Annotated in this window: 7 protein-coding genes; all 7 read left to right on the forward strand. The window is 44.1% G+C overall.

The features are described 5' to 3' along the window. Window positions 1-3: 3 nt before the first annotated feature. Window positions 4-1758: a SusD/RagB family nutrient-binding outer membrane lipoprotein gene (locus AABK40_RS05430; RefSeq protein ID WP_338397845.1), complete on the forward strand. Its 1755-nt coding sequence runs from the start codon at window positions 4-6 to the stop codon at window positions 1756-1758. A gap of 12 nt (window positions 1759-1770) precedes the next feature. Then, entirely contained in the window at window positions 1771-2847 is a 1077-nt protein-coding gene (locus tag AABK40_RS05435) for a glycoside hydrolase family 71/99 protein (RefSeq protein ID WP_332920404.1), read from the forward strand. A gap of 10 nt (window positions 2848-2857) precedes the next feature. Beyond that, window positions 2858-4381, forward strand: coding sequence for a hypothetical protein (locus tag AABK40_RS05440; protein WP_338397846.1), 1524 nt, complete (start codon window positions 2858-2860; stop codon window positions 4379-4381). A gap of 62 nt (window positions 4382-4443) precedes the next feature. Next, window positions 4444-7113 carry a PQQ-binding-like beta-propeller repeat protein gene (locus tag AABK40_RS05445; protein ID WP_338397847.1) on the forward strand — a complete coding sequence of 890 codons (2670 nt, stop codon included), beginning with the start codon at window positions 4444-4446 and terminating at the stop codon, window positions 7111-7113. A 165-nt stretch (window positions 7114-7278) separates the two neighbouring features. Then, on the forward strand, window positions 7279-9588 hold the full coding sequence (locus AABK40_RS05450; protein WP_338397848.1) for a GH92 family glycosyl hydrolase: 2310 nt from the start codon (window positions 7279-7281) through the stop codon (window positions 9586-9588). A 155-nt stretch (window positions 9589-9743) separates the two neighbouring features. Further along, entirely contained in the window at window positions 9744-12425 is a 2682-nt protein-coding gene (locus tag AABK40_RS05455) for an outer membrane protein assembly factor BamB family protein (RefSeq protein WP_338397849.1), read from the forward strand. Between the two features lie 77 nt (window positions 12426-12502). Beyond that, window positions 12503-13759, forward strand: coding sequence for a glycoside hydrolase family 99 protein (locus tag AABK40_RS05460; protein ID WP_338397850.1), 1257 nt, complete (start codon window positions 12503-12505; stop codon window positions 13757-13759). The last annotated feature ends 54 nt before the right edge of the window (window positions 13760-13813 follow it).

Raw genomic sequence — 13813 nt, forward strand, 5'->3', positions numbered from 1 at the left:
GCCATGAGAAAATACCTTAACACATTGACCTTATGCTTGTCGCTGCTGATCGGATTGATGGCCGCATGTACAAGTAACTTTGACGATATCAATAAAAACGAATATGTTTTCAAAGACACCGAAGTGGAGTTTCTGCTGCCAGGTGTGATGAAAAGTACCCTCGACCTGGTTGGGGGAGAGATGAACACCTACATGTTTCTGCCATATGCGCATTATGCTGGCGGACAGCAAGGGGTGATGCCAGAATTCTTCTACGAGCAGGTTTGGACCGATGGCTGGTGGAGACGATGGTATGTTCAGGTGATGAAAAACCTGGATGAAATCGAACGAATTCATAACGTGGACAATAAATACGCTAACCGTATTGCCATTGCAAGAATCTGGAAAAATTATGCTTATTCAGTAATGGTTTCCACTTACGGAATGGTGCCTTTTGAAGAGGCGCTCAATGCACCGGACGATATTAAAGATGGGATTTTCAACAAGTTCGATAATGAGGAATTGATCTATGAGACCATCCTCACCGACCTGAAAGCTCAAAGTGATTCACTGACGATCAATATCGATAAGGATGTCTTTAAAAATGACCCTATTTACAGCGGTAGCAATGATAACTGGATCCGTTTTGCCAACAGCTTAAGACTGAAAATCGCCATGCGAGTTTCTGATGCTTTTCCTGAGCTTGCCGCAACGCATGTGAATGAAATCATGAACAATGATTTGCCAATGATTGAGGACAATATGCAAAATGCTGTACTCGATTTTGGGACCATCGAAGAAAACTGGTCATTTATCTATTCCAACGCGGTCAATAGAAACAACCTCTTCCTGTGGCCAAAAATGAACCATCAGTTCATGGTTTATCTCAAATCTTTCAAGGATCCCCGTACTTCGGTATTCGCTGATCCTGCCAAAAAGCCTTTTGAGTTTGTAGATACTTTATTCTCTCAGGCGACCAATGCAGAGGTGGCGGTTCGTTATAAAGTGCCATATGTAGGCTGGCCATTGGCGAGAAATTACGTGTTGCCTGACTGGGATCTGGATCCTAACTTGAACCCCTTGCAATCTACTGAAAGAGACAATTTTGCTGATTTCAATGAGGATTACCTCAAGCAGGATATGGCTTTCCCAATTGTTACTGCCGCACAGGTAAGTTTCTTGAAGGCTGAGGCGGTTGTTCGTGGCTGGGGTGCTGGGCAGTCGGCACAGGAAAATTACCTAAATGGTATCGCACATTCTTTTGCTCAACATGGCATCCCAAGTTTAGCCTTTGATGAATATATCGAGCAGGATGGTGTTAAGTGGGGAACGGTCAGTGAAGGTGACCTGAACTTTTGTGGAATTGTTAGCTCTTCGGTAACTGAAGACCCACTCGAAAAGATCATTACCCAGAGATGGATCGCAGATTTTAACCAAGGTCACGATGGCTGGTGTCTGCAAAAAAGAACCCGCAGGATGATCATGAGCCCACACTTGTTGCCATCCCGTAATTTGGCGTTGCGTTACCTGGATTTCCCAGAGCGTGTAGTTTACGGGGCTGATGAGCGTAACCTTAATACCAAAGGTTACAATGGCATGCTTGAGGTTCAAGGTGGCGACGATATGACCACCCCAATTAAAATCAGTAAGTCGAAAGATCACCTGCCAGCGTGGGAAAAATACCCTGCAAAATGGTCATGGGATTTTGTACACGCTTATTATGGTGAGAATGTCGAAGACCTCGATAAGGCTGGGGTTGCATATGAGATAATTAAATAAATGCTGAGCGAGATGAAAAATATTAATTATATATTATTGTTGGCGGTATCAGCGATGCTGTGGTCATGTAATAATGATGTCCCAACAGCTGACGACCACTTTTTGAATTATGAAATTCCTGATGTGGCTCCAGAGTTTGATTATACCGTAGGTGCCCATTATGGTGGTTTTACCTGGAACTCGAGAATGAAGGAAGTGCCCGTTTTAGGCAATTATACCTTCAACGATCCGGCGGTTTATGAACAGCATGTAAAATGGGCAAAGCAGGGCGGCATTGATTTCTTTATCATGAATTTGCGCTCGGCTTATGTACCCAATCAGTTTACGCAGGACAGTACCTACCTTGCAGGATTGCAAGAAGTGGAGAATGCTGCTGAACTTAATTTTGCACTCGCATATAATTATGCTGCCATGGGCTTGAGCAACGAAAACCGTATTGAAAACTCCGTAGCTGGTGTAGATGCCATGGTGGAGGATTTCAAAAAAATGACGGTATTCTTTGATAAAGAAAACTATCAGAAGGTAGGCAACAAGTTTGTGGTTTATATCCGTCAGGCGCAGGATTTACATGCTCATGACAATCAGGCAGTTTTTGCCAAAATCCGGGAGGAAATGGCCAATTACGGAGAAGGTTATGAACTGTATCTGATTGCTGAACAATGGCAATGGACGCCTCCTATGCGTTATGCCTTCCGCTTCAAAAATGGGGTGGACGCGGTGTCGCATGTTTCTTATGCTTTGGTGGACCAGGCTTCTTATGACCGATACGTGATGTTCCACCAATATACCGATCAGGCTTTGGTGTATTCAAGAGATGTCCTTTCGGAAAATGACTTGGACTATGTCCCTCAGTTTTCACCCTCCTTTACGGGCAAAATTTTAAATTCTGCAGCAAAAACTTATGACTGGCCGAAGGATGAACAATGGTTCATTACCAATTGTAACATCGCCAAAAGAAGTGCTTCGGCAACGAGAATGGTGATTTTGGACAGCTTTAACAACTGGAGCCTCGATAAGCAGGTAGAGCCAGCCCAAAGCTATGGTGATGACTACCTGAAGATCCTCAGAAGTCAATTTAAAGTGAACTAAACCTACAGTGATGAGAAAGATTTTTTTATTTTTTATAGGGCTCATCGCCTTTTCTGCCTGTCAGAAGGTAGAAGAAGAAAACCTGGTATTCAGGGAGTCCATTCAAAACCCCAACGGTACTTTGAGTGTCCGTGGGGTAGCTGACTACAGCGAATTTATCAGCTTGGTGAGCACACAAAACCCGCTATATGACCAGGCAGTACTGATGGGTGAAAATTCGATCAGTTTGCAGGGAAAAGAGGTCGGTAATGCGGTAGCTTCTCTTTTTGAGGCGACCATCCCGCTGCTCGATGTGTTGGTAACACCTGCAAATGCAACTTTTCAATATAATGATGACAGCACGCAGCTCACACTAAATTATCGATTGGTGATGATGTCGCAGCCGGAAGATGAAACGCAGGAGTCTGTAATGGAAACCAATTTCATCAGCCAGGTCATTACCCTTAGCGATTCATTGGTAGAGCACCGTTATGCTTCCAGTGCCAATGCAGATCAGCAAGGTCAGGAGTTTATGATGATTAGCAGAACACCTAACAATGTGTCAGGAGAAATTAAGCTGTTTTTCAGTGAAAATGCGACAGAAGAGTTGCCCGATTTGAGTACTAAATACACCCGAAATGCAGACGGCTGGACGGTAGCGGTGAGTACAGATGGCAAGACCGAAATCAGCAACACATTCATAGAAGATCAAAATGGGAATGCGCTTGGAGGAGAGGTTATGCAATCTGAGGAGGAGTCTTTGAAGTTCACTTCTACTTATGATAAGGCCATACAGGGCGGAGCATACATGGATGGCAATGGGGTAACCACTGACTGGAAGAGTAACCTGGTACCGTTCCATTTGTTGGAGGTATTTGGAGAAATGAAGGCGGTAAAATTAACCATTGATCAGACTTCGGCAGGGGCAACGTTTGCCAACAATATTGTTCCGATGATTCAGATTTACAATGGGTATTTACCTTATTTCACACCAACCGATGAAGTGGTGGTAACCTTCAAAGAGGTGGAAGGATACAAAGCAGTGTCCAATGCTTTTGAGGTTAGTAACACGAAAGTTGTCTATGATATTATTCTTCAGGATGATCGTACTGTTCACCGTGTTTATCAGGAAAATGATGACGAAGTAATGGAGCTGTTTCTTGATGCCTATGAACTGAATGCCACCAAGGAAGGGGTGATTAAGGAGCCTACTGCTGAAGGGGAACTGAATCACCGTCACGATTATTTCCATTTACTGACATTGACCATCAGTGGGGAAGAGCAGTCGATGGAAGTATTGAAGCCTTTACCAATTGCCGAGGGACAAGATGGTCCTGATGACATCCGTCGACAGGAATTTATCTTTACGCTCAATGGCGATATGGGAAATATCCAACGTCACACTAACGTTACAGCCTTCCCTGTTGGGGAAGATAAGGGCGGGCCTTATCATGTTCGATATATTGCTGATTGGACTGATGCAGGAATGCATGGCGTTTATACTTTGAACTCTCCCTGGTGGAATAACCCCATCGAGGAAAACGTTTCCTGGTAAAATATAATTTGGTTAATTTCAAAAGAGAGGGTGTGAAAGCGCCCTCTCTTAAATTTTTAGCGATGAGCAGACAATCCATTTTTCTTTTTTTCTTTTTCCTTATTGTAAATCAGTCTTTTGCTGATAATAAAGACCACTTTATTAAAAGTGGAGACCCTGAGTTGGATGCGGTACGCCAAGAGGTGGTGCAGGCGCCGACCGATCGGGGAAATTTTAAATTTCGGGCGATCAAGATGAAATTGTGGGCGGCGATGTTACAGCAACAGGGCGTACCTTTGCCGGAATATGTGGCGGTGGATAATGCGCTGAATAAGGTTACCCGATGGAATAATTTAAGGTTTGGCGGGGAGCCTCAGCAGTTCAGTGCTTCGCAGGTTGCGGAGCTGAGTGATATCATTGGTCGTGGATACCAGGTATTGGAAAAATACCAAAAGCAGGCTTCTACTCAACCGTCCTTGGCTTTCACTTCTTCAGAACAGCCGATTGATGCTGCTACCCAAAAAGAGATTCCATGGACTTCTTATAAGGGCAATAAAAACCTGAGTGGATACACCGGTGCCAATGGCCCAACCAAAGGAGAAATGGCCTGGAAATTCCCTGTCGGACTGGCTTGGGAAGTACAGCCTCAGATTGAAGGTGATAGAGTGTATTTGTCGTCGCCTGGCGTGCGAACCAATATGTTTTGTGTGGATCTGAAAACAGGTGAGGAGCACTGGAAAACACAGCAAATTATTGAGATCATGGGCGACCAGCTCTACCATGCTCCCAATAATCAGAGTACGCCAGTAGTGTTGAAAGATAAAATATTGTTCAGAGAGTTGGGCGCAAGAGGGAATTCTGGCCCAACGAAGGAAATTGTGGTGGTCGATAAAATCACCGGTAAAATTGAGCGTGAAATCTTGGCCGGGCATGTAGATTATCGTGCAGGAAATGCGCCTTTTGATGCTGATGAAGACTTGGTGGTTTATACCTTCGGGATTCAGGATATTCATGATACGCCACCGAAAACTCAGGCGGCCAATCGCGTGATCGGGAAAAATATTAAAACAGGTAAAGTGATGTGGGATTATATGGTTGGCTATACTTTCGCCGAACCTGTATTGCATCAAAAAAGAGTCTATGTCGGAACGCAGGACGGCTATATGTATTCTTGGGATGCGACCAAAAGACAATTTTACAGACCAAAACCTCAGTGGCAGTTCCGTGCCGGCGGGCCGATCAACAAACAACCATTGGTGTTGAATGATCGCCTGATTTTTGGTGCGAATGACGGCAAAGTTTATTGTTTGAATAATAAGACAGGAGCATTGATTTGGGAATTTCAGGCGGAAGATGTTCAGGAACATGCCTTCAGTCATTTCACCACACCATTTGTTTCGGATAACAAAGTATTTATCGGTGCAGCTAATGGACATTTGTATGGTTTGGACTTGGAAAGCGGAAAAGAAATCATGGATTTCAAAGCCGATGACTGGATCAAGTCGGCGCCGGTAGCCAAAGGAAATCAAGTGTTCTTTGCTACTTTGAAAGGAACCCTTTATGGAGTAGAAATCAAGAAAGGAAAAGTAAAAACCTTATTTGAAAAGCATATCGCTCACCATCCGATTTTGGCGGATTTAGCCATAAAGGATGATATTATCTTGGTCAACGATACCGACCTCTATGCACACGCGATTTCCACCAAAGGAAAGACGCTTTGGAAGAAGAGTTTGATTGAATCTTTTGAGAAGGATGGTAATCGTATTTTAACCGATCAGATTGCGGGTGGAGCCTATTATCAGTCTAAACCTACCGCTTCGAATAATACCATTTATTTCGGAACGCCGATGCGCTTTGTTTTTGCTGTCGATAGCGAAACAGGTAAAGAAAAATGGAAGTTTGAACTGGGGGCCTCTATTTCCGGTGCGCCGACCATCTATAAGGATAAAATCTATGTCGGTCAGCAAGGTGGCGAAGATGAATTTTACTGCCTCGATGCTAAAACTGGAGATCTGATCTGGTCGCAGAAAGTGGACTGGGTGTGGGGATCGGCGACAGTTTCCGATGGTATGGTGTATGTTCCGGGTATCGACGGTTATGCCTGGGCTTTGGATGCCAATAACGGACAGATCGTCTGGCGACAGCCATTCAGCAAGTCGGTTTGTAGTGAGCCTGCCGTGGATGATGAACGTGTATATTTCGGCTGTTGGGATGATTACCTGAAGGCTTTCGATAAAAAGACTGGTGAGATCATCTGGCAATTCAATGGTGCTGGTACCGACTCCGGTGTGGCGATTGTCAAGGATGGAAAAATCTTTGTCAAGAATAAATGTATCGATGCCAAAACTGGCGAGTTGCTTTGGGAATTCAAGGATGGCAACAACATTTTTAATATTACGCCTGCAGTCCATGATGGGAAAGTCTATATGTCATGCTGGCATGGCCTCGGCCTTGGTGGTGTCTGTGTGGAGGCCGTGGTTTATTGTATCGATATCGACAGTGGCAATTTGCTTTGGACGCAGAATGGTGCAGGCTTGAGCAGTCCCGTGATCGGTGGGGAAGGTGATGTTTATTTTCCAAGCATTGCCGATCCATATTTCTATTGTGTGGATGCCAATGGCAATGGGGATGGAACGACGAAAGTCAAATGGATGTACCAAATGGGCAACAAAGTGGAGGAATCAACGCCCGCACTTTACAAGGGAAAAGCCTATGTGATGTCATCGGATGGCTATATGCACGCGATTCAATAAACTATTATTTGGTTCAATAATTTTAGCTTGGTTCAAGCGTCCCGCTTGGATCAGCCAATAAATTTAGGTCGCAGTCCAAGCGAGACGCTTGAACTATGGTGGCCTTTAACAACTCATTAATTGGTCGTAGGCTCCTACCTGCGACCAATCCAAAAATTCAAACCTATGAAACCATTTTTTTATTTTACTATTTTAGTCGCCTTTTTGAATACTTCCTGTCGGCAGGCTGAAGTGAAGGAATCCACCACTGAAACCACGCAATTTACCCATTATGTAAATCCATTTATTGGGACAGGCGGACATGGCCACACTTTTCCTGGTGCGACGCTTCCTCATGGAATGGTACAATTAAGCCCCGATACCAAAACCAACGGTTGGGATGCCTGCGGAGGTTATCATTTTGACGATCATTCGATTATCGGTTTCAGCCATACCCACCTGAGTGGTACAGGAATTGCCGATTACGGTGATGTCCTTTTCATGCCGATTGTGGGCGAAAAACCATTGGTTCGTGGCGAAGATAATGATCCGGACAAAGGCTACCGTTCTCGTTTCAGTCACGATCAAGAGTCCTCAAAACCGGGCTATTATAGCGTTCAGCTGTTAGATGATCAGATTCATGCTGAACTGACGACTACGCTCAGAACAGGTTTTCATCGTTACACTTATCCAAAAGGAGCTACCCCAAAATTGATCATCGATCTAACACATGTGTTACAGGAAAGATTTAATAAAAATCAGGTGAATGAATTTAAGGTAGTCAATAAAAATACTTTACAAGGAAAGAAAAATACCAAAGGTTGGGCAAAAGATCAAACCATCTATTTCTATGCTGAGTTCAATCAGGATTTTGATATTCAATTTTTCAAAGATACCGTAGCGGTTGATGCTAAAGAAGAATTAACGGCCAAGCGCGCAAAAGCGATCTTGACTTTCAAGAATTCAGACCAACCCTTATTGGCAAAAGTAGGTATCTCAGCAGTGGATTTTGAGGGAGCCAAGAACAATCTGATGACTGAAAACGCACTGTGGGACTTTGATCAAGTAGTGGCTTCGGCAGAAAGAACTTGGAATGATGCCCTTGCTGTGATTGAGGTGGAAGATGAACAATTGGAGCAGAAGAAAATCCTTTACACTTCCTTGTATCATACGCTTATTCAGCCGAACGTTTTCTCTGATGTGGATGGTCGATATTTGAAAATGGACAAGATGATCGGACAGTTGGAAGAAGGAGAAAAGATGCACACGGTATTTTCTCTTTGGGATACTTTCCGGGCGTATCATCCTTTACAGACTATTATTGCACCTGAAGAGAACGAACAGTACATCCGTAACCTTTTGAGCAAATACCAAGAGGGAGGCATCTTGCCTAAGTGGGAATTGGCAGCAAACTATACCGGAACGATGATCGGGGCACATGCGATATCAGTCATCACAGATGCCTATGCCAAGGGCCACGGTAACTTTGATGTCGAATTGGCAATGGAAGCCATGAAGCGCTCATCGATGTACGATTCATCCAATATTTTGGCACCGAACAAAAGGGTACTCAATAAGATGATGGCTCCAGGAAAATATTATAATGAAACTCTGGGCTTTATTCCTGGCGACAAAGATATTGAATCAGTAGCCAAAGCAATGGAGTTTGCTTACAATGACTGGGCGCTGGGTGCGTTCGCCAAGAGCATAGGACAAAAAGAAGATGCGCAGTATTTTACTGATCGTTCCAAGCACTACAAAAAGTACTTTGACGCCTCGACCGGTTTCATGCGAGGAAAGATGAGCGATGGCAGTTGGAGAACGCCTTTTGACCCACAGGCCTCGAAGCATAGAAAGGATGATTATTGTGAAGGAAATGCCTGGCAGTGGACTTGGTTTGTGCCGCATGATGTAGCAGGTTTGACAGCATTGATGGGCGGTCAGGAGAAAGCGATTACCAAGTTGGATCAATTCTTTTCGATGAGTTCAGAGATTACTGGAGGACACCGTTCCAATGATATTTCCGGAATGATCGGTCAGTATGCGCATGGTAACGAACCTGGTCATCATACCACATTCTTCTATAATTATTTGGGTCAGCCTTACAAAACACAGGCTTTGGTGGATTCGGTGATGTATCATTATTACTTCAATGATCCAAATGGCGTTGCCGGAAATGAGGACTGTGGGCAGATGTCTGCTTGGTTCATTTTGAATGCTTCAGGTATTTATCAGTTCTGTCCAGGGGAAACCACTTACACTATCGGACGCCCGATTTTCAAGAACTTCAAATACAATTTACCTAATGGTAAAGCCTTCGAAGTGAAGACGGTAAACAATAGCCAAACCAATAAATATGTTCAGAAAGTAAGTCTGAACGGTAAAGAGTTATCGACACCATTTATCGATTACCAAGACATCGCCAAAGGTGGTTTGTTGGAATTCGAAATGGGGGATCAGCCGAATAAAGAATGGGGCAAGAGCCAACAAATTTAAATTCTATGTAGGGTCAGGCCTATGTGCCTGACCTTATGTCCAATTTTTTGTTTTCCCTATCGCGAGACTCTGTCTCGTGATAGGAATTTGAAACAAGGCCTATCACGAGAGGGACTCTCGCGATAGATCAAATACCAACATCAACCAAAACCAACATGAAAGCGAAAGTATTCTTATTTTTTCTACTTCTGCTGACAGTCAATTTACAGGCGCAGGACATTAAATTTCCTTCTGGTGATCAGGAGCTTGACCTTATGCGTCAGCAGGTCAGTGAGCAACCAACCGAATGGGAAGATTTCCGCTTGCGTTGTTTTAAAATGAAACTATGGATGGTTTTGCTTCAACAGCAAGGAGCAGACTTAACGTCCTACCTCGATATTGATAAACGCTTGCGAAAAATTGTCTGGTGGAATACCATTTTCTGGAATGAAGGTAAGCCGCAGCAATTTACGGAGGAACAAAAAGTCAAGCTATGCAAGATTGTGGATGATGGTTTTATGGCTTTGGAACAGTCTCAGAAAAAATTGGCAGAACATCCGCCGTTGGTGAAGAAATCGGACCGTCCTGCTTATGCGTCTAATAAAAAGTCACCTAACTGGACGCATTATAAAGGAGATAATGGCTTGAGTGGTTTTACCGGAGCCATGGGGCCGCAGCAAGGCGAAATGGCTTTTAAATTTCCGGTAGGATTACCATGGGAATCTGCGCCGGTCGTGGATGGCAATGTCGTTTATTTATCTTCTCCCGGAATGCGTGAAACCCTATATGCGGTTGATATTCATACGGGAGAAAAGCTGTGGACGAACCGTCAGACGGCCGAGATCATGATGGATCAGATCTATAATACACCAAGCAATATGTCCACGCCTGTGGTATTGGAAGATGTGGTGATGTATCGGGAATGCGGAAGCCGAGGCAACAAAGGACCAAGCCGTGATTTGGTCTATGTTGATAAGAAAACAGGGGAGACTATCAGGCAAGTTGAGGCTGGTCATGTCGATTACCGTGTGGGTTTACCCGCCTTCAGTGCCAATGAGAAATATGCCATTTTCCCGCATGGGGTGCAGGATATTGAAGCTGTTCCGGCTATTGCTCAGTCATTCAATCGCATCATTTGCCGAGATCAGCAGTCAGGTAAAAAATTGTGGGATTTTAATATTGGTCATACGTTTTGTCCACCGGTTTTGGATGGGAATCAAGTGTATGTGGCCAATCAGATCGGATATGTTTATGGAATGCGTGCGGATTTAAAATTATTCCCCGCTTCGAGTAAACGATTGGCTTGGCAGTTTCGAGCAAAAGGGTCTGTGAATGAAGAAATCACTTACGATGACCGTAATGTTTACTTCGGTGATAATGCGGGTTTTGTTTATGCTTTGGATAAAAATACGGGGGCTGAACGTTGGTCGTATCAGGTGAAAAATCCCAATCCAAGAGCTTTCCGTCATTTCTCCAAACCATTGGTGCATCAGGGCAAATTAATCGTCGGAGGGGCTAATCAGGAATTATATATTTTTGATAAGGAAAACGGAAATCTTGAAGCGCAATTGAGGATGGATGATTGGGTAAGAGCACAGCCTACGGCACAAAATGACCATCTTTTTGTCGCCACCATGAAAGGTTCTCTTTATCATATCAGTCTAAAAAATAAAGCCAAGATTAAGGATAAAATCAAGATTGGCAATCATGCTGTTTTAGCGGATTTGGTCAGTACCGATCAGTATGTTTTGGTCAATGATACAGACCTGAAAACCCGCTGTTATGACTTGAAAGGCAAACTGAAATGGGAGCTGAGTCAGATTGCCTGTTTTGAAAAAAATGGCAACAGAATTCTAACCGATCAAATTGCTGGTGGCGCAAGGTTCATGTCTAAGCCTACCGTCGTGGATGGTGTCCTTTATTTCGGTACACCGATGCGATTTGTCTATGCAGTCGATGCCAAAACAGGTGAAGAATTATGGAAATTTGAAGCGGGAGCTTCACAATGTGGTGCGCCGGTTTACGATCAAGGGAAATTGTACTTTGGTGTGCACAGTGGGGAGGATGAATTCTACTGCGTAGATGCCAAAACCGGCAAACCCGAATGGACACAGGATATTGGCTGGGTATTCGGCTCTCCCAATGTTTCGGACGGAATGGTTTATGTGCCGAGTATCGATGGCAATGTCAATGCGATGGATGCCGAGACGGGTGCTCTGATCTGGCGACACCGCTTGGATCGTTCGATCTGCAGTGAACCGATGTTGGAGAAAGATCAGGTTTTCTGGGGAAGTTGGGATCATTATCTGTATGCGATGGACAAAAAAACGGGACACATCAACTGGAAATTCCCTTTGGATGGTGGAACGGATTCCGGTGTGCCGATTGTCAAGAATGATCGCATTTATTTACCGATTGGCGGACCTCGTTTTCGTTGTCTGAACGCCTTGTCGGGCGAGGTGCTGTGGGAGTATTTCGAGCAGGGAGCGACTTTCAATGTAACGCCCGCATATCATGATGGAAAAGTATTCGCCTCTACTTGGCGGGGTGTCGGATTGGGGGGTATTTGCGTGCAGTCGATCCTGTATGGAATGGATGCCGAAACTGGCGAAGTCCTTTGGGAACACCCTGGTGGTGGTTTGAGTGGGCCGGTAGTGGGTGCCGATGGGACCGTTTATTGCGCTTCGGTTTCAGACCCTTTCTTTTATGCGATCAAACCCGAACCCACTGAGGACGGCAGCCCGCAAACCCTTTGGATGTATGACTTGGGCAACAAGGTGGAAGAATCCACACCGGCACTATACGACGGAATGGCTTACGTGATGTCGTCTGACGGTTATTTACATGCGATAAAATAATGAATTTTTCACACGACTGATATGTGTTTTTATTGGTTAAATTATAGGTGATTATGAAACATTTAATTTGCTTTTTTTTGTGTTGGATATCTGTAAATCCACTGCTGGCTGATCATGGAGCGAAGCATCAATCGAAGTCACGGTTTATGCAATATGATCAGCTTTTGATGGCCGGATACCAGGGGTGGTTCAGAACGCCTGGCGATCCTTCCGGGGAAAACTGGTGGATTCATTATGGTAAAAACGGTTTTTTTGATACAGAACATTGTACTATTGATCTATGGCCTGATGTTTCAGAATATAAGAAAACCTATGACACCCCATTTTATTTTAAAAATGGCGAACAGGTGAAGGTGTTTAGCAGTGTCGATAAAAGCACATTGAACCTGCATTTTCAGTGGATGAAGGATTATCAGATTGATGGGGCTTTTATGCAACGGTTTTATGTAAATCGCTACATTCCTGGAACAAAAAATACCATGACAAAGGTGCTTGAAAATGGAATGCAAGCGGCGCAAAAGCACGAGCGGGCGTGGGCGGTTATGTATGATTTGTCGGGGATGAATGCCTCAAATACCGATTGTCAGGATATCATTGATGACTGGAAATATTTAATTGACAGCATTCGCATCACACGGCAGGGGAAAAAGCAAACTTATCTTTATGATCAAGGGAAGCCTGTCGTTGCTATTTGGGGACTTGGTTTCAAAGAACGCCCCTATGATACCTTTAAAATTCAAATTGAAACGCTGTTGGATTTTCTGCAACATGACCCCGAATATGGAGGGTGTGCGGTGATGGTTGGGGTACCTACTTACTGGCGGACACTGAAAAATGACTGCATAACCGATCCCAAATTCTTGGAGGTCATGAAGCGTGTCGATATCATTATGCCATGGATGGTGGGACGTTTCGATAATCACCCTTATGCATTGGAGAGGTATAAGAAGATCGTTGCTGAGGATCAGGCGTGGTGTGATACCCATCAGATAAAATATGTACCGGTTACTTACCCGGGTTTTAGTAATCATAATTTAAGTCTTTTTGAAAGAGGCGAGGAGGATAGTTTTCCGGTGAATATGATAAAGCGGGAGGAAGGACTTTTCTTTCAGCAACTACTACAGGCCAATATCGATGCAAAAGCAAGCAACATTTATGTAGCGATGTTTGATGAAATCGATGAAGGAACGGCGATATTTAAATGTATTAACCGAAAACCGGCGGGACCACTGGATTTCTCCACTTATGAAGGGATGCCATCCGATACTTATCTGAAAATTGCTGGAGATTATGCACAAAAGTTAAAGCGAGTAAAGAAACGGCCCTCAAAGTAAAATAAGCAGTTTACTGCGATAAAAAAAATTAAACCAAATACTGGTCGTTGTTCG

It is taken from the genome of Persicobacter psychrovividus, assembly GCF_036492425.1.
Taxonomy (GTDB): domain Bacteria; phylum Bacteroidota; class Bacteroidia; order Cytophagales; family Cyclobacteriaceae; genus Persicobacter; species Persicobacter psychrovividus.